The sequence below is a fragment of the Micromonospora sp. NPDC051296 genome, from assembly GCF_040682255.1.
Lineage (GTDB): Bacteria > Actinomycetota > Actinomycetes > Mycobacteriales > Micromonosporaceae > Micromonospora > Micromonospora craterilacus.
This window is the reverse complement of the sequence record NZ_JBFBAO010000134.1, coordinates 1-16079: the sequence shown is the minus strand read 5'-3', so window position 1 is coordinate 16079 and position 16079 is coordinate 1. Positions and strand designations below refer to the sequence as shown.

17 protein-coding genes and 1 riboswitch are annotated in these 16079 nt (G+C 72.6%); of the genes, 6 read left to right on the top strand and 11 right to left on the bottom strand.

Going from position 1 to position 16079, the window contains the following annotated elements; genetic code table 11:
* Positions 1–140 precede the first annotated feature (140 nt).
* Positions 141–1622 (top strand): S8 family serine peptidase, encoded by a 1482-nt coding sequence (locus tag AB0M52_RS16240; RefSeq protein WP_363953927.1) that lies wholly within the window; start codon positions 141–143, stop codon positions 1620–1622.
* Between the two features lie 52 nt (positions 1623–1674).
* On the opposite strand, the gene AB0M52_RS16235 is transcribed toward AB0M52_RS16240, so the two are convergent.
* Positions 1675–2514: a metallophosphoesterase gene (locus tag AB0M52_RS16235; RefSeq protein ID WP_363953925.1), complete on the bottom strand. Its 840-nt coding sequence runs from the start codon at positions 2512–2514 to the stop codon at positions 1675–1677.
* Between the two features lie 88 nt (positions 2515–2602).
* Positions 2603–2692: riboswitch (ZMP/ZTP riboswitch) on the top strand.
* 18 nt (positions 2693–2710) lie between these two features.
* On the opposite strand from AB0M52_RS16235, the gene AB0M52_RS16230 reads away from it, so the two are divergent.
* On the top strand, positions 2711–4147 hold the full coding sequence (locus AB0M52_RS16230; protein ID WP_363953923.1) for a glycine hydroxymethyltransferase: 1437 nt from the start codon (positions 2711–2713) through the stop codon (positions 4145–4147).
* A 69-nt stretch (positions 4148–4216) separates the two neighbouring features.
* Here AB0M52_RS16230 and AB0M52_RS16225 read toward each other — a convergent pair whose 3' ends face one another.
* Both AB0M52_RS16225 and AB0M52_RS16220 read right to left on the bottom strand, forming a co-directional pair.
* Complete coding sequence (locus tag AB0M52_RS16225) at positions 4217–4468, bottom strand: hypothetical protein (RefSeq protein ID WP_363953922.1); 252 nt, start codon at positions 4466–4468, stop codon at positions 4217–4219.
* A 95-nt stretch (positions 4469–4563) separates the two neighbouring features.
* A complete protein-coding gene (locus AB0M52_RS16220; RefSeq protein ID WP_363953920.1) occupies positions 4564–5661 on the bottom strand; it encodes an alpha-hydroxy acid oxidase in 1098 nt (365 codons plus the stop codon).
* A gap of 93 nt (positions 5662–5754) precedes the next feature.
* Here AB0M52_RS16220 and AB0M52_RS16215 point away from each other — a divergent pair, with 93 nt between their 5' ends.
* Entirely contained in the window at positions 5755–6159 is a 405-nt protein-coding gene (locus tag AB0M52_RS16215) for an MmcQ/YjbR family DNA-binding protein (protein ID WP_363953918.1), read from the top strand.
* 28 nt (positions 6160–6187) lie between these two features.
* Here the strand turns inward: AB0M52_RS16215 and AB0M52_RS16210 are convergent, their stop codons facing one another.
* Positions 6188–6538, bottom strand: coding sequence for a VOC family protein (locus tag AB0M52_RS16210; RefSeq protein WP_363953916.1), 351 nt, complete (start codon positions 6536–6538; stop codon positions 6188–6190).
* Positions 6539–6591: 53 nt separating this feature from the next.
* Between AB0M52_RS16210 and AB0M52_RS16205 the strand changes: the two genes are divergently transcribed.
* The 3 genes from AB0M52_RS16205 (at position 6592) to AB0M52_RS16195 (ending at position 9486) form a co-directional block, all read left to right on the top strand.
* Entirely contained in the window at positions 6592–7104 is a 513-nt protein-coding gene (locus AB0M52_RS16205) for a TetR/AcrR family transcriptional regulator (protein WP_363953914.1), read from the top strand.
* A gap of 292 nt (positions 7105–7396) precedes the next feature.
* A complete protein-coding gene (locus AB0M52_RS16200) occupies positions 7397–8377 on the top strand; it encodes a hypothetical protein (RefSeq protein ID WP_363953929.1) in 981 nt (326 codons plus the stop codon).
* Positions 8378–8532: 155 nt separating this feature from the next.
* Positions 8533–9486: an exo-alpha-sialidase gene (locus tag AB0M52_RS16195; protein WP_363953913.1), complete on the top strand. Its 954-nt coding sequence runs from the start codon at positions 8533–8535 to the stop codon at positions 9484–9486.
* A 368-nt stretch (positions 9487–9854) separates the two neighbouring features.
* Here the strand turns inward: AB0M52_RS16195 and AB0M52_RS16190 are convergent, their stop codons facing one another.
* From AB0M52_RS16190 to accB, 7 genes are read right to left on the bottom strand one after another with little or no spacing between them, the layout of a single operon-like run.
* Positions 9855–10223: an antibiotic biosynthesis monooxygenase family protein gene (locus AB0M52_RS16190; protein WP_363953912.1), complete on the bottom strand. Its 369-nt coding sequence runs from the start codon at positions 10221–10223 to the stop codon at positions 9855–9857.
* Positions 10220–11470, bottom strand: a complete 1251-nt coding sequence (locus tag AB0M52_RS16185; protein WP_363953910.1) for a beta-ketoacyl synthase N-terminal-like domain-containing protein — start codon at positions 11468–11470, stop codon at positions 10220–10222. Before AB0M52_RS16185 ends, AB0M52_RS16190 begins: the two co-directional genes overlap by 4 nt.
* Positions 11467–12741 (bottom strand): beta-ketoacyl-[acyl-carrier-protein] synthase family protein, encoded by a 1275-nt coding sequence (locus tag AB0M52_RS16180; RefSeq protein WP_363953908.1) that lies wholly within the window; start codon positions 12739–12741, stop codon positions 11467–11469. Before AB0M52_RS16180 ends, AB0M52_RS16185 begins: the two co-directional genes overlap by 4 nt.
* Positions 12738–13136 carry a cupin domain-containing protein gene (locus AB0M52_RS16175; protein ID WP_363953906.1) on the bottom strand — a complete coding sequence of 133 codons (399 nt, stop codon included), beginning with the start codon at positions 13134–13136 and terminating at the stop codon, positions 12738–12740. The genes AB0M52_RS16180 and AB0M52_RS16175 overlap by 4 nt, the downstream gene beginning before the upstream one ends.
* A complete protein-coding gene (locus tag AB0M52_RS16170) occupies positions 13129–13950 on the bottom strand; it encodes an SRPBCC family protein (protein WP_363953904.1) in 822 nt (273 codons plus the stop codon). Before AB0M52_RS16170 ends, AB0M52_RS16175 begins: the two co-directional genes overlap by 8 nt.
* The gene (locus AB0M52_RS16165; protein ID WP_363953903.1) at positions 13947–15326 is read right to left on the bottom strand and encodes an acetyl-CoA carboxylase biotin carboxylase subunit; all 1380 of its coding nucleotides are present in this window, start codon (positions 15324–15326) and stop codon (positions 13947–13949) included. The genes AB0M52_RS16170 and AB0M52_RS16165 overlap by 4 nt, the downstream gene beginning before the upstream one ends.
* Before the next feature lie 11 nt (positions 15327–15337).
* Positions 15338–15922: an acetyl-CoA carboxylase biotin carboxyl carrier protein gene (gene accB / locus AB0M52_RS16160; RefSeq protein WP_363953901.1), complete on the bottom strand. Its 585-nt coding sequence runs from the start codon at positions 15920–15922 to the stop codon at positions 15338–15340.
* Positions 15923–16079: the final 157 nt, after the last annotated feature.

The following is a 16079-nucleotide window of genomic DNA, read 5'->3' as shown; positions in this document are numbered from 1 at the left end:
ACGAAATATGACACCGGGGATGTAACAACACATCCGGCCGGAGCGCTGGAGTGGGCAGGGCGGGCATCCTGCCCGCCACCGCCGGGCCGCCTCCACGAGGGGTGACGCCGCCCGACGGTGACAGCCCCCTGGGAGTCTGTGTGAAGAACCTCCGTCGCAAGACACTCGCCGCGGCGTCCGTCGTGGCGCTCGGCGCCGGCCTCGCGTCCGTCGCCGGGTCCCCGGCCACCGCGTCGGCCACCGGCCCGGAAAGCACCTTCCTGGTGCTCGCCCCGCAGGGGGGCAAGGCCGACCGGGCGGTGGCCCGGATCGCCGCCGCCGACGGCACCGTGGTGGCCAACTACCACCAGATCGGCGTGCTCGTCGTCCGCTCGGCCAACCCCACCTTCGTCACCGACGTGGCGGGCGCGGGTGTCGAGTCGGTGGCGTCGACCGCCGGCCTGGGCACCGCCCTCAACGAGGGCGACACGATCGAGCTGACCGCGGCCGAGATCGCCGAGGCCACCGGCGACCCGACGACCGAGCCGTTGTACGGCCAGCAGTGGGACCTGCCGATGATCGACCTGCCGCGGGCGCACGCGGTCACCACCGGCAGCCCCGACGTCGTGGTGGGCGTGCTGGACAGCGGCATCTCCAGCAGCCACCCCGACCTGGCGACCCAGATCGCCCGGGACAAGAGCGCCTCGTGCCTCGGTGGGGTCGTCGACACCACCGAGGCGGCGTGGAACCCGACCATCTCCGACCACGGCACCCACGTGGCCGGCACCATCGCCGCCGCCCTCAACGGCATCGGCGTCACCGGGGTGGCGCCGGGGGTCAAGGTCGCCGCGGTCAAGGTCGTCGACAACGAGGGCTATATCTACCCGGAGGCGGCGGTCTGCGGCTTCATGTGGGCCGCCGAGCGCGGGATGCAGCTGACCAACAACAGCTACTACATCGACCCCTGGCAGCTGAACTGCCGCAACGACGCGCGCCAGCGCCCGGTGTGGCAGGCCGTGCAGCGGGCGATCCGCTACTCGCAGAACAAGGGCGTGCTCACCGTCGCCAGCGCCGGCAACGCCAACTTCGACCTGGCGCACAAGTTCGTCGACTCCGGCAGCCCGAACAACGGCACCCCGGAGGTACGCGACGTCAACGGTGCCTGCGTGGTGTTGCCGGCCGAGGCACCGGGCGTGGTGACCGTCTCGGCGGTCGGGCCGACCGGGGAGAAGAGCTACTACTCGTCGTACGGTCAGGGCGTCGTCGACGTCACGGCGCCGGGCGGTGACAGCCGGATCCGGACCCGCGGCGCGACCTCGACGACCGCCGACGCGATCCTGTCGACCACCTTCAACACCGTGACCCGGACCAACGGTTGGGGCTGGAAGCAGGGCACCTCGATGTCCGGCCCGCACGCCGCCGGCGTCGCGGCGCTGGCCCTGTCCGCTCACCCGGGCATGCAGCCGGGGCAGCTGGCCTCGTTCCTGGCCCGCACCGCCGTCTCCCAGCCCTGCCCGGCGGGTGTGTACGACCCGGTCCCGCTGATCCCGACCGGAGCCGACTACACCGCCACCTGCGCGGGTGGGGCACGTAACGGCTTCTACGGCGCGGGCATGGTCAACGCGTACAACGCGGTGAAGTAACCGCCACCGGTGGGGTCCGGCCGTCCGACGCCGGCCCCACCCTCCGCCGGCCTCAGCCGGCCGGCAGGATCCGACGCCAGGCGGGCGGCACTGGTCGGGGCCGCCACTCCCGCGGGTAACCCACCGACACCTCCTCGAAGCGCACCCCGTCGTGCCAGGTGGTGCGGGGTATGTGCAGGTGGCCGTAGACCACCGCGGTGGCCCGGAAGCGCCGGTGCCAGTCGGCCGTCGCCTCCGTGCCGCACCACTGGGCGAAGATCGGGTAACGCAGGATCCGGGTCGGTTCCCGCACCAACGGCCAGTGGTTGACCAGCACGGACGGCAGGTCGTCGTCGACCTCGGCGAGGCGCCGCCCGGTCTCGGCGACCCGCTGCGCGCACCACGCCGACCGGCTCGGGTAAGGGTCGGGGTGCAGCAGGAACTCGTCGGTGCAGACGATCCCGGTGCGGTACGCCTCGGCGAGCGCCGCCTCGGGGGTGTCCAACCCCTCCGGCCGCCAGCTGTGGTCGTAGAGCAGGAACAGTGGCGCCACCCGCACCGGCCCGTCCGGCCCCTGCCAGACCGGATAAGGATCCTCCGGCGTCAGCACGCCGAGGCGGCGGCACAGCTCGACCAGGTGCTGGTAGCGGTCCACGCCGCGCAGCCGGACCGGGTCCGACGGCGGGGTCCACAGCTCGTGGTTGCCGGGTGCCCACACCACGGTGCCGAAGCGATGCCGCAGCAGGGTCAGGGCCCATTCGATGTCGGCCACGGTGTCGCCGACGTCGCCGGCGACCAGCAGCCAGTCGTCCGGGGACTCCGGCCGCAGCCCAGTCACGACCGCCCGGTTGGCCGGGTGCCCCACGTGCAGGTCGCTGATCGCGAGCAGATTTCCCCCGCCGTGGCCCGCCATGCGCCGATCGTAGGCGGGCCGCGGGGCGCTGGCGAGAGGCGCGTACCGGCCGGTGCCCGGGGCGGCGGACACCGGACCCGGTAGGATCGGCGGGGGCCGTGACTGGCGCGTGGGGATGGAGCACCATCGGGAAGCGGCCCCGTCACGAGGACGCACGCCGAGCGCCTGGGCCTTCCGCACGTCATCAGGAGGTCGCATGTCGCCGAACGCCGAGTCCACCGCCTTCCGCAGCGCGCTGGAGGTCATCCGCGCCGTCGAGCCGCGGGTCGCCGACGCGATCGGGGCCGAGCTGGCCGACCAGCGCGAGTCGCTCAAGCTGATCGCCAGCGAGAACTACGCCTCGCCGGCCACCCTGCTGGCCATGGGCAACTGGCTCAGCGACAAGTACGCCGAGGGCACCGTCGGCCGCCGGTTCTACGCCGGCTGCCAGAACGTCGACACCGTCGAGGCGCTCGCCGCCGAGCACGCCCGGGAGCTGTTCGGCGCGGCGCACGCGTACGTGCAGCCGCACTCGGGCATCGACGCCAACCTGGTGGCGTTCTGGGCGATCCTGGCCGACCGGGTGGAGTCCCCCGCGCTGAAGCGGGCCCAGGCCCGGCACGTCAACGACCTGACCGAGGCGGACTGGTTCGCGCTCCGCCGGGAGCTGGGCGACCAGCGGATGCTCGGCATGTCGCTGGACGCCGGTGGGCACCTCACCCACGGTTTCCGGCCGAACATCTCCGGCAAGATGTTCGACCAGCGCAGCTACGGCACCGACCCGGCCACCGGGCTGGTCGACTACGACAAGGTCGCCGAGGCGGCCCGCGAGTTCCGGCCGCTGGTGCTGGTCGCCGGCTACTCGGCGTACCCGCGGAAGGTCAACTTCCGGATCATGCGGGAGATCGCCGACTCGGTCGGCGCCACCTTCATGGTGGACATGGCCCACTTCGCCGGCCTGGTCGCCGGCAAGGTCTTCACCGGCGACTTCGACCCGGTGCCGCACGCGCACATCGTCACCACCACCACCCACAAGTCGCTGCGCGGCCCGCGCGGCGGCATGGTGCTGTGCGGCCCGGAGCTGGCCGACCAGGTGGACCGGGGCTGCCCGATGGTGCTCGGCGGGCCGCTGCCGCACGTGATGGCCGCCAAGGCGGTGGCCCTCGCCGAGGCCCGCCGCCCCGACTTCGCCGACTACGCCGGGCGCATCGTCGACAACGCCCAGGCGCTGGCCGAGGGGCTGCTGCGCCGGGGCGCCACGCTGGTCACCGGCGGCACCGACAACCACCTGGTGCTCATCGACGTCACCGGCTACGGGCTGACCGGCCGGCAGGCCGAGCAGGCGCTGCTGGACTCGGGCATCGTCACCAACCGCAACGCTGTGCCGCAGGACGCGAACGGTGCCTGGTACACCTCCGGGATCCGGATCGGCACGCCCGCGCTGACCACCCGGGGCCTCGGCTCGGCGGAGATGGACACCACCGCCGAGCTGATCCACACCGTGCTCAGCCAGACCACCGCGGGCGCGAACCCGGACGGCACGGCCTCCAAGGCCAAGTACGTGCTCGACCCGGCCCTCGCGGACAAGATCAGCCACCAGGCCAGCGAGCTGCTCGCCGGCTTCCCGCTCTACCCGAGCGTCGACCTGGGCTGACCACCGCCGTGTCCGGGGTCCCCGACCGCTGACGCGGGTGGGGACCCCGCGTTCGGGACGATGGCGGGCTCAGTTGAGCGGGCGCTTGAGGTGGTAGCGGTGCACCTCGGTGCTGCCCTGCACGTTGTTCACGTCCTCGGCGGCCGAGACCAGTTCCCAGCCTTCCCGGCCGTACCGGTTGAGGTGCGCCACGGCGGTGTCGCCGTACGCCGTGATGTCCTTGCGTGACCCGTCGGGTCCGTACCAGACGAACGAAACATGGAAATTGCGGCCCTGTCCCTGGTAGCGGCGGACCAGCAGGGCGTACTCCCAGGCAATCATGCCGCCATTATGACCGTCCACCCAGGACCGCGACACGGCGGCGGTCACAGGTTGCAAACCGGTGAACGCGGTGGGTCGCCTCGCCCGCGCGCCGCTCAGCCCATCGGCACGGTGCGCAGCTCGCGGGCGGCGGCCGGGTCGGCGCAGCCGGCGAGGGCCAGCGCGTCGCGCAGCTCGTCGGCCAACAACGCCAGCGCGGTGCCCGCGCCCGCCTGCCCGCCGGCCGCCAGCGCCCAGAGCATCGGCCGGCCGACCAGCGCCCCGTCGGCACCGAGGGCCAACGCGCGCAGCACGTCGCCACCGCCCCGGATCCCGCTGTCCAGCAGCACCTCGCCGCGGTCACCGACGGCCGCGACCACCTCGGGCAGCATGGTGGCGCTGGCCGGGGCACCGTCGAGCTGCCGCCCACCGTGGTTGGACACCACCACGGCCCGCGCGCCGGCGTCGACCGCCCGCACCGCGTCGGCCGGGTCGAGGACGCCCTTGACCACCAGGGGCAGTTCGCAGTGCTCGCCCAGCCAGCGCAGATCCGCCCAGCGCAACGCCGGCGCGAAGGCCGCGCCGCTGTCCACGGCGACCGGGTTGACGCCCGGCGTACCGCCGTGGGCCAGGTCGTCCCGACCGCCGGGCAGGTTCGCCGCGACCAGCTCCGGCGGCAACCGGAAGGCGTTGCGCAGGTCCCGGAAACGCCGGCCGAGCACCGGCACGTCCACGGTGACCACCAGCGCCCGGCAACCGGCGTCGCGGGCCCGGGCCAGCACATCCGTCACCAGACCCCGGTCGCGCAGCCAGTACAGCTGGAACCAGACCTCGGCACCGGTGGCGGTGACCTGCTCGATCGGCGTGCTGCCCAGGATGCTGGCCAGGTACGGCACCTCGGCGGCCCGGGCCGCGGCGGCCAGCGCCACCTCACCGTCGGGGTGCACCAACCGTTGGTACGCCATCGGCGCCACGCCCACCGGCATCGCGTACTCGCGTCCGAGCAGTCGGGTACGCAGACGTGGCGTGGCCACCCCGGTCAGCACCCGGGGCAGCACGCCGACCCGGTCGAGCGCGGTCCGGTTCCCGGCGAGGGTGACCTCGGTGCCGCTGCCACCGTCCACGTAGTCCCAGACCTGCGGCGGCAGCACCGATCGGGCCAGCTCGGCGAAGTCGGCCAGGCAGACCGGTGGTGGACTCGGGGTGATCTCCATGGCGTCCACCATCGCCGAGCGCACAGCGTCGCGCCAGTGCCGATCGGCCGTGGCGGGACTCGCCAACCGGGTTACCTGACGTATCGTCGGGCGATGGCCAGTTGGGACGACGTGCGTCGGATCGCGCTCAGCCTGCCGGAGACCAGCGAGCGGCCCTCCTACGAGGGAGTGGCCGCGTGGCGGGTCCGGGACAAGCCGTTCGTCTGGGAACGCCCGTTGCGTCGCAAGGAACTCGACGACCTTGGTTCCGCCGCGCCGGACGGCCCGATCCTCGGCGTCCGGGTGGCCGACCTGGGTGTGAAGGAGGCGCTGCTCGCCGACGACCCGGCCGTCTTCTTCACCACGCCGCACTTCGACGCCTACCCCGCCGTGCTGGTCCGGCTGGACCGGGTCGACGTGGCCGAGCTGGGCGAGCTGGTGGAGGAGGCCTGGTACGCCCGCGCCCCGAAGCGGCTCGCCGCCACGTACCGGGCCGAGACGGCACCGCCCGACGCCTGACCGTTCCCAAGGCCGGTGACGGCTACCGCTATTCGGGTCCGGCGGTGCTCTGGTCGAACAGGTGGACCGGGTTGCCGGTCGGGTCCAGGAAGGTCGCACCCTTGCCACCCGGCATCTCGATCTCGCCCTGCCAGTCGAGCTCCGGATGCGACTGCCGGAACGCGTCCACGTTGTCGACGGCGTAGAAACCGCCGGCTCCCCACCGCGGCCCGGTGTCCGGTGGCACATCGAGCATCAGCTCGACCTCCGTACCCGGGATCTTGAACGCGACGGTCGACTCGCCCTCCCGCCAGGACTCGTCGAACCCGAGCGTGTCGCGGTAGAAGGCGACCGACTCCTTGAGGTCCTTCACCGGCTGGTACAGAAATGTCAGTTTCATGCAGCCGACCGTAAACCGGTTATGGCCCGACGTCAACCAGTTATGCTTGCCCCATGCGCGAATGGGTCCCGGTCCCGGGCTCGGCCAAGGCCCGGCTCATCGAGGCGGCCATCCACCAGTTCGAACTCACCGGCTACGAAGCCGTCAACGTCGTCGACCTGGCCAGCAAGGCGAGCGTCACCACTGGCGCGCTGTACCACCACTTCGGCTCGAAGCTCGGCCTCTACCTGACCGTCCGCGAAGACATGGAGAAGCGGATCGTCGAACGCATGGAAGGAGCCGCCGCCGCGGTCGGCAGCAACGGGCACCCCGCGGTGCGCGCCGCGCTCCTGGTGGCCTTCGACGCCGCCGTCCGGTTCACCGTGTGCCGGATCCTTGGTGAGCAGCCGCCGGTGGAACGCGACGACCCGGTCGCCACCGCACTGCGACCGCTGCTGACAAAGCACAAGGCACCCACCGCGGACATACTGGCCGCAGCCTGGCGAGCCGCGCTCCTGGCCGTCGCCACCGGCGCTTCCTCCACAGCAGCCCGGGCGTCCCTGGTGTACGTCCTCGACCCCAAGTAGGTAAGCCGGGCGGGCAGCGGGCGCACCGCGCCATTCCCGAGCGCCGGCTTTCTCATTTATGAACGCCGACGCTTTCGGCGATCGCGGTGCTTGACTGCTGGAAATTGCAGCAGGCACCGTGCCGGAATCCTCGATGGTGCGCCGATTATGTCGAGGCTCTGGCATCTTTTAGTCAAAACGCTCTTCGTACCAATATTGCGATCAGTGAGCATCAATCAATAAGCTGCAACGGCCCGGATGGAAACCAAGGACACGGGAGGTCCTGTTGAAATCCACCCTGCGCTGGACCACGATGGTTGGACTATCGATCACGCTGGTCCTGGGCGGCTCTTTTGCCGCCAACGCAAATCCCGCGACAAACGATCGGAACGGCAACACCTCCGCTGTCGCCCGCACCAGTGACGGTCGCGCGATCACCAACGAGAAGATCGCCAAGGAGGTCGCCGAGTACTGGACGCCGGAGCGGATGGCATCGGCCGTCGACCTGACCTTTGCCAGGTCAGCGGGCGCCGCCGAGTCGCCGAGCCCCGCGTTCAAGCCCACCGGGTCGGCGGGCGCGATCGCGCCCATGGCGCCGAGCATCACCAGCGGCGATGACGTCAGGACGATGCTCAACGAGTCGCTGGCCGTGGGCAAGGTCTTCTTCACGACTCCCAACGGTGGCTCCGCCTCCTGCTCGGCAAGCACGGTGGCCAGTGGCAAGCGGCGGCTCGTGATGACCGCGGGCCACTGCGTGCACCAGGGCGCCGGCGGGCAGTGGTACAGCAACTGGCAGTTCGTCCCGCGGTACCGCAACGGCGTGCGCCCGTTCGGCACGTTCGTGGCGTCCAGCCTCAACACCCGCACCGCGTGGGTCAACAGCAGCAGTTACGCCGAGGACATGGGCATTGCTGTCATGTACAACGGCGGCGCCTACGGACTCAAGGTCGTCGACACGGTCGGTGGCCACGGCCTGCGCTGGAACTGGGGCTACAGCGTCTCGGTAACCGCGCTCGGCTACCCGTCCAATCTCGGCGGCGGCGAGAGCCAGTACTACTGCCAAGGCACCACCTGGAACGCCGGCGGCCAGCAGATCCGGATGTGGTGCAACATGACCTACGGCTCCAGCGGCGGACCCTGGCTGCAGGAATACAACGACCAGAGCGGGTACGGATTCATCAACAGCGTCGTGAGCCACGGTGACAACCCGGGCAACGGCCAATTCGACGGCCCCTACTTCGATGACGACATCAAGAGCCTCTACGACTACGCGGAAGCCATCTCCCCGGCGTAATACCAGGTAAACGAGTGCCCTGGCAACCGGCCAGGGCTCTCGGCCTGATTACTGACGTCAATACCGTCACGCCACAGCGTTGGTTCGTGCCCGGCCTCGTTGGTCCGCTGTTCGTCCGCTCGCCATACCGGCGTAGCCCGCCGCGCGTACCGTCGATGCCCGTGATTAGCCGTCCGGCGACCGCCGAGGTGCGCGCGCTGCGCCGCATCGGCGACACCGCCCCGCACAGCGCCTTCACCGACCTGGTCCGGCACGCGGAGACCTGGTTCTGCGCTTTCCGGGAGGGTGCGTCGCACCTCTCCGAGGAGGCCGCCCTCCGGGTCCTGACCTCCACCGACGGTGACCAGTGGCGGTCCGCTGCGCTCCTCGCGCAGCCCGGCGTCGACCTGCGCGACCCCCGCTTCGTGGTACGCCCCGACGGGCGGCTGCAACTGTTCGCCGCGGCGGCCACCGGGAACGCGCCGAAGCGGTTCCACACCGTCACCTGGCTCAGCGACGACGGGCACCGGTGGGACGGGCCCCGACCGGTCGGCGAACCGGGCGTCTGGATCTGGCAGGCCGCCTGGCACGACGACCTGATGTACGGCGTGGGCTACGCCACCCGGGAGCCGAGGTTCGCCCGGCTCTACCGCAGCGAGGACGGCCTCAACCTGCGACCGGTGGTGCGGACGCTGTTCTCCGGCGGGTATCCGAACGAGTCCGGGCTGGTCTTCGACCCGGACGGCACGGCCACCTGCCTGCTGCGGCGGGACGGCGACCCGGCCACTGCCCAACTCGGACGGGCCCGCCCGCCGTACCGGGAGTGGACCTGGACCGACCTCGGGGTGCGGGTGGGCGGGCCGGCGCTGCGCCGGCTGCCCGACGGCTCACTCGTCGCCGGGGTACGCCTGCATGACGGCGAGGTGCGGACGGCGATCTGCGCGGTCGACGTGGCGCGCGGCCGGCTGCACGAACTGGTGGCGCTACCCTCGGGCGGCGACTGCAGCTACCCCGGCCTGGTCTGGCACGACGACCGGCTCCTGGTCAGCTACTACTCCTCGCACGAGGGGCGCAGCTGCGTCTACCTGGCCGAGGTGGCGCTCTCCCCCGCCGCCGTGCGTTCGGTCTGACCAGGGCGCGGCTTCCGCGACGGCGGCGGGTGGCCGACGGTCGGCGGGTGGCCGCCACGCGGGCTCGGTCAGCGAATACAGCGGGCCGGTCATCGGAGCGCCACCGTCCACCACCCAACGTCGATGCGGGCGCGAACCGAACTCGCGGGTCGCGTGCCTCGGAGTAATGCCGGAACCCTACGGCAGCGCTCACGATTATTGCTACGTGCAAATGGATAACCGAGAAAGGGCGGCTGGCGGGATTGTCGACCGGCCCGCCGGAGGGCAGGATCGAAACCGTGTGTCAGCACCCGATCAGCGATGCGTGATCGGCCGGCCTGGTCGACCAGCCGTCGCGGTCCGTCGGCAGCCGTGCGCCTTCGCCACGATCAGGCCGGGACCGGCGTCTGGGCGTGGATGTGGAAGCGCAGCGACCGGGCGTCGGTGAAACAATCCCGCATCGGCCGGACCAGATCCCGGTGCTCCGGGCTGCGTTCCCACGCCTCGAAGTGGGCCAGGCTGGCCCACTCGCTGGTGATCAGCCACTGCTCCGGGTCGGTCGACGAGCGGCACACCTGGTCGACCAGGTGGCCCGGCACGCCGCCGGCGACCAGGTGCCGGACCGCCTCGTAGGCCCGCAGGAAATCCTCGGTGCGCTCGGTGGGCACCCGGACCAGGAAGACCACCCGGGCCCGATGCCGCCCCTGGTCGCGGCTGCGGGGCTCGCAAGCTCGCTCCTCGCGCTCCACTGCTGTCATCGATGCTCCCCTTCGTCCGGTGCCGCCCCACGCAGTACCAGCGCGCTGTTGAACCCGTCGAAGCCCCGGGCGCAGACCAGCGCCAGCCGGGTACGCGGGCGCCGGCGCTCGCGTAGGAAATCCAGGTCACACCCCTCGGCGACCCGCTGCGGGCCGGCCGACGCGGGCAGCGTGTCGTGCGCGAAGGCGAGCAGCGCAGTGGCCACGTCCAGCGCCGAGCCGCCCTGATGGGCCCGCCCGGTCAACGCCTTGTGGGTGCTCACCGGCGGTGCCGTGCCGGCGAAGACCGCCCGCAGCGCGGTGGCCTCGGCGCGGTCGTAGCGGGGCACCCCGAGTGCGTCGGGGACCACCAGGTCCACCTCCGCCGGCTCGACCCCGGCCCGGCCCAGTGCCAGGCGCATCGCGCGGGCGTACTGGTGCGGGTCACCGGCCGAGTCCGCCGAGGTGTGCACGGCGTCGTGGGTGGCACCCCAGCCGGTCACCTCACCGTAGATCCGGGCGCCCCGGGCGGTCGCGTGCCCGTGCTCCTCGACCACGAAGACCGCGCCGCCCTCGGCCGGCAGGTAGCCGCTGGCCGCGGCGTCGAACGGCCGGTAGGCCCGCTCCGGGTCGGCCACCTCGCTGAGCAGGCCCGAGCGCAGCTGGCAGGCCAGCGCGTACGGGCTCAGCGGGCACTCGGTCGCGCCGGCGAGCACCACGGAGGCGCCGCGCCGCACGGTGCGTACGGCGTGGGCGAGGCTGTCCAGGCCGCCGGCCGACTCGGTCACCAGCACGCCGCACGGGCCCTTCGCCTGGTGCCGGATGGACAGCTGTCCGGTGCTGGCGGCGTAGAACCAGGCAATCGACTGGTACGCCCCGACCGTGCGGGTCGGCGACGACCACAGCCGTTGCAGCTCCCGCTGGCCGAACAGGTTGCCGCCGGAGGAACTGGCCAGGGTCACCGCCCAGGCGTACGGGTCGGGGGCCTGCTCGGGCAGGCCGGCGTCGGCCAACGCCAGCCCGGTGGCGGCGAACCCGAGGTGGGTCCAGCGGTCGGTCTGCACCAGGGCTCGGTTGTCGGTGTAGCGGGCCGCGTCGAAGTCCGCCACCTCGCCGCCGAGCCGGGTCGGGTATCCGGTGGCGTCGAACAGGGTGATCGGGCCGGTGCGGCGCCGGCCGGCCAGCACCGTACGCCAGTGCGCGTCCGCCCCGACCCCACTGGGCGCGACCACCCCGATCCCGGTCACCACCGCCCGTCTGGCGCTCACGTTGTCACCTCCCGGGACAGCCGGCGGAACAGCATTGCCGACTGGAAGCCGCCGAAGCCGCTGCCGACCGACAGCGCCACGTCCACCGGCACCTCCCGGGCCTCGTTGGGCACGTAGTCCAGATCGCACTCCGGATCCCGGGTGGTCCAGTTGGCGGTCGGGGGTACCACCCCGTACTCGATGGCGAGGGCGCAGGCGGCCATCTCGATGGAGCCGATGGCGCCGAGCGAGTGCCCGACCATCGACTTGATCGAGCTGATCGGCACCCGGTACGCGGCCGGACCGAACGCCCGCTTGACCGCGGCCGTCTCGTGCCGGTCGTTCTGCCGGGTGCCGGACCCGTGCGCGCTGACGTACGAGACGTCCTCGGGCGCGAGCCGGGCCTGACCGAGCGCGTCCGTGATGGCCAGACCCATCTCCAGGCCGTCGGGGCGCAACCCGGTCATGTGGTAGCCGTTGCTGCGGCTGGCGTAGCCGGCGACCTCGCAGTAGACGTGCGCGCCGCGCCGCCGGGCGTGACCGGCCTCCTCCAGCACCAGCACCGCCGCCCCTTCGGCCAGTACGAAGCCGTGCCGGTCGGCGTCGAACGGCCGGGAGGCGTGCGCCGGGTCGTCGTTGTCCGGGCTGGTGGCCTTGATGGCGTCGAAGGAGGCGACGGTGACCGGGGAGATCGGCGAGTCGGCGGCTCCGGCGAGCACGATGTCCGCCTCGCCGTCGGCGATGAGCTGATGGGCGTACCCGATGGCGTCGATGCCCGAGGTGCAGCCGGTGGAGACGACCTGCGCCGGGCCGTGCAGGCCGTGCCGGCAGGCCACGTCGGCGGCCAGGCTGCTGGGCACCAGCGCCTGATAGAGGTACGGGCCACCGAGCGCCGCCTCGACCAGCCACCGCCGGCCGCTGTCGCTGACCGTCACGTACTCCTGTTCCAGCGCCATGGTGCCGCCGACCGCGGTGCCGAGCACGACCCCGGCCCGGTCCCGCTCGGCATCGGTGAGGTCGAGCCCGCTGTCCACGACCGCCTCGGCGGCGCAGGCCAGCGCGAACTGCACGTACCGGTCGGCGCGCTGCCGCTCGGCGGGGGTCAGCCCGGCGGCGTCCGGGTCGAAGTCGCACTCGGCGGCGATCTGGGACCGGAACGGTGACGGGTCGAAGAAGCTGATCCGCCGGGTCGCGGTACGTCCCTCGGTGATGCCCTTCCAGAACCGGTCCCGGGTGACGCCGCCGGGGGCGACCACCCCGATGCCGGTGACCACGGTGCGGCGGCCGGTCACGACCCGTCCCGCTGTTCGACCAGTTCGGTGTCGACGTGGCCGAGTTCCGGCCGGGGGGCCAGCGGTCCGAGGTGGAAGACCACCTCGGCGGGCAGGTGGCCGGTGTTGCGCAGCCGGTGCCGGACGTTGCGGGCCACGAACAGCGCCTCGCCGGCCGCCAGCGGCACCGGCTCGTCGTCGAGGTCGACGGTGATCGCGCCACGGGCGACGTAGAGGAACTCCTCGCTGTACGGGTGGTAGTGCTCGGCGATCCGCTTCCCCGGCGCCATGGTGGCCACGCCCATGAAACCGGAGGTGCTACCGACGGTACGTGGGCCGAGCAGGACGCGCAGCTCGCCGCCGCGGCGACGGTCGGCGGGCACGTCCCGGGCGGCCACCAGGGCCAGGTCACTCATCGTCGCCTCCCGTCGCGGCCGGGCCGACCGCGGCCGGTACGCCGGCCTTGCCGGCCAGCCGCTCGATGCGGTCCTTGATGACGCCCAGCTGCACCACGCTGTTGGTGTTGATCCGCTCCGTCATCCCGGCGTTGTCCACCGGCGCGGTCGGCTTCATGGCGAAGTCCTGCACCCAGGTCATCCGGACACCTCCGGGCTCCTCGGTGTAGGTCCAGTGGATGTGCATGTACTCGAACGGCCCGGTCTCCACCCGGCGGGCCCGTACCTGCCCGGTGGCCCGGTCGGCGGTGCGTTCGCTGACCCAGCTCCAGGCCACCCCGTTCTCGTCGGGGTGCATGGTGAGCCGGAACCGGACGGTGTCGCCGTCCCGGTCGAAGATCTCGGCCCGCGCGTACTCGGTGAACAGCTCGGGCCAGCCGGCCACGTCGTTGGTGACGGTCCAGACCAGGTCCAGCGGCGCGGCGATGACCACACTGTTCTCGGTGTGCCCGGGCAGATCGGCCGGCGCGCTCGGATCAGCCTGCGTGATCGGATCAGCCTGCGCGATCGGATCGGTGTGCCCCGGGGGGTCGGCGCGTCGGGCGACCAGGTCGGCCACGGCGGGGATGCTCAGCTGGGCGGCCTGCTCCGGGATGCGCACCCGCCACCGGTCGGCGACGACGGCGGAGAGTTCGAGCAGCGCGAGCGAGTCCATCCCCAGTTCCTCCAGGGAGGCGGCCGGCGCGCGGGCGGCCGCGTCCGGGTCCAGCCCGCAGTTGGTCACCAGGATGTCGGTGATCTCCGCGGTCAGCGAGCTGTCGTCGGTGACGGTCATCGGTTCCTCCTCGGTTGTACGGGGGTAGGTGCGGCGAGCAGCCGGTCGACCAGGCCGGTGGAGTAGCGCCCCTTGCGGAAGTCGGCGTCGTCGAGCACCCGCCGGACGAACGGGATGGTGGTCCGCACCCCTGCTCCGGAGATCTCGAACTCACCGAGAGCGCGTTCCAGCCGGTTCAGGGCCAGCTCCCGGTCCGGGGCCCAGACCGCGACCTTGGCCAGCAGCGAGTCGTAGTACGGGCCGACCAGGTAGCCGGCGTGGCCGTGGGTGTCGACCCGGGTGAACGGGCCGCCGGGCGGCACGAAGTGGTCCAGCCGGCCGGGGGTGGGGGCGAAGCCGCGGTCCGGGTCCTCCACGTTGACCCGGCACTCGACGGCCACCCCGTTGAGCCGGATGTCCTGCTGCCGCCAGCGCAGCGGCACTCCCGCGGCGACGTGCAACTGTTCGTGCACCAGGTCGATCCCGGTGACCATCTCGGTGACCGGGTGCTCGACCTGGATCCGACAGTTGATCTCCAGGAAGTGGAACCGCTCCTCGGCGTCCACCAGGAACTCCACCGTCCCGACGCCGGTGAAGCCCACGTCGAGCGCGCCGCGCAGGGCGGCCTGCGCGATGGCGTCCAGGGTCGCCGGGGCCAGCGCGGGCGCGGGCGCCTCCTCGACCAGCTTCTGGTGCCGGCGCTGCACCGAGCAGTCCCGGGTGCCCAGGTGCACTCCGTTGCCGTGCGAGTCGCAGAGCAGTTGCACCTCGACGTGCCGGGCATCGGTCAGGTACCGCTCGACGTACACCCGGTCGTCGCCGAAGGCGACCTGGGCGGCAGCGCGGGTGCGCGCGTACGCCCGGGGCAGTTCCGCCGGGGAGCGGACCACGGTCATTCCCCGCCCGCCACCGCCGGCCGCCGCCTTGACGATCACCGGGTAGCCCACCTCGGCGGCGATCGCCGCGGCCTCGGCGGCGGTCGGTACCGCCTGCACGGCACCCGGTGGCAGCGGCAGCCCGGCCCGGCGCATCAGCGCCCGCGCCGAGGACTTGTCCGCCAGGGCGGCCATCACCTGCGGGGGCGGGCCGACGAAGGTCAACCCGTTGTCCGCGCAGATCTCGGCGAAGTCGGCGTCCTCGGAGAGGAAGCCGTAGCCGGGATGCACCGCCTGCGCGCCGACCTTGCGGGCCGCCTCGACGACCGCGGCGGCGTTGAGGTAGCTGCGCCGGCTGGCCGAGGGTCCGATCCGGACGGCCTCGTCGGCCAGCCGCACCGCCGCCGAGTCCGCGTCCGCCGTGGAGTAGACCACGGCGGTACGGATGCCCAGCTCGCGGCAGGCCCGCAGGACCCGCAGCGCGATCTCGCCGCGGTTGGCGATCAGCACCTTGGAGAACATCACCCACCACCTCAGGTCGGGTCCAGGGCGACCAGCGGCTGGTCGTACTCCACGGGCTGGCCGTCGACCGCCAGCACCTCGGCCACCCGGCCGGCCCGGTCGGCCGTGATCTCGTTCATCAGCTTCATCGCCTCGACGATCCCGACGATCTGTCCGGGCCGGACCAGGTCACCGACGGCCACGAAGGGCGCCGCGCCGGGCTCCGGGGCCCGGTAGAAGGTGCCGACCATGGGCGAGCGCACGGTCGTCCGGGTTTCCGGGGCCACCGGCAGCGGTGGCGTGACCGGCGGGGCGGCGGCAGCGCCCGCAGCGCCGGCCGGTTCGTGGCCGGATCCGGCCACGGCGGCGGGTCCGGCGACCACCGGGCCGCCCGCTCCGGGCTCGGCGGGGTGATGCCACTCCACCTCCAGTTCGGTGTCCCCGGCCCGCAGTCGCAGGCGGCGCACCGGGCCGGCGAGTTCGGCGACGAGCTGCCGGGCGTGCCGGCGCAGCCCGGTGAGCGCCGCGTCGGTGTCGGCCGCCTCGGACCGTTCGGGCGCCGACGCGCCGTCCGTCGGACTTGCGTCCGCCGCGTGGTCCGGCCGGCGCGGCCCCACGCGGGCCGGCGGACGCGACTCCGCGTGCGCCGGCGGACACGGTTCCGCCTGGGCCGGCGGACGCGGTTCCGCCGCCGCGGAGCCGGCGCGCGGGCCTGGTCGGCGTCGAGCAGCGTCACGTCATCGCCGTAGCCGCGGTGCAACTCGGCGAGGGCGG

What these genes read in the sequence shown, in the direction of transcription:
- AB0M52_RS16165 (WP_363953903.1), bottom strand. Translation starts at nt 15,326, where the DNA reads ATGTTCTCCAAGGTGCTGATCGCCAACCGCGGCGAGATCGCGCTGCGG.
- AB0M52_RS16235 (WP_363953925.1), bottom strand. Translation starts at nt 2,514, where the DNA reads ATGGCGGGCCACGGCGGGGGAAATCTGCTCGCGATCAGCGACCTGCAC.
- AB0M52_RS16220 (WP_363953920.1), bottom strand. Translation starts at nt 5,661, where the DNA reads ATGGAGATCACCCCGAGTCCACCACCGGTCTGCCTGGCCGACTTCGCC.
- AB0M52_RS16210 (WP_363953916.1), bottom strand. Translation starts at nt 6,538, where the DNA reads ATGAAACTGACATTTCTGTACCAGCCGGTGAAGGACCTCAAGGAGTCG.
- AB0M52_RS16170 (WP_363953904.1), bottom strand. Translation starts at nt 13,950, where the DNA reads ATGACCGTCACCGACGACAGCTCGCTGACCGCGGAGATCACCGACATC.
- AB0M52_RS16205 (WP_363953914.1), top strand. Translation starts at nt 6,592, where the DNA reads ATGCGCGAATGGGTCCCGGTCCCGGGCTCGGCCAAGGCCCGGCTCATC.
- AB0M52_RS16200 (WP_363953929.1), top strand. Translation starts at nt 7,397, where the DNA reads ATGGTTGGACTATCGATCACGCTGGTCCTGGGCGGCTCTTTTGCCGCC.
- AB0M52_RS16190 (WP_363953912.1), bottom strand. Translation starts at nt 10,223, where the DNA reads ATGACAGCAGTGGAGCGCGAGGAGCGAGCTTGCGAGCCCCGCAGCCGC.
- AB0M52_RS16215 (WP_363953918.1), top strand. Translation starts at nt 5,755, where the DNA reads ATGGCCAGTTGGGACGACGTGCGTCGGATCGCGCTCAGCCTGCCGGAG.
- AB0M52_RS16225 (WP_363953922.1), bottom strand. Translation starts at nt 4,468, where the DNA reads ATGATTGCCTGGGAGTACGCCCTGCTGGTCCGCCGCTACCAGGGACAG.
- AB0M52_RS16230 (WP_363953923.1), top strand. Translation starts at nt 2,711, where the DNA reads ATGTCGCCGAACGCCGAGTCCACCGCCTTCCGCAGCGCGCTGGAGGTC.
- AB0M52_RS16195 (WP_363953913.1), top strand. Translation starts at nt 8,533, where the DNA reads ATGCCCGTGATTAGCCGTCCGGCGACCGCCGAGGTGCGCGCGCTGCGC.
- AB0M52_RS16175 (WP_363953906.1), bottom strand. Translation starts at nt 13,136, where the DNA reads ATGAGTGACCTGGCCCTGGTGGCCGCCCGGGACGTGCCCGCCGACCGT.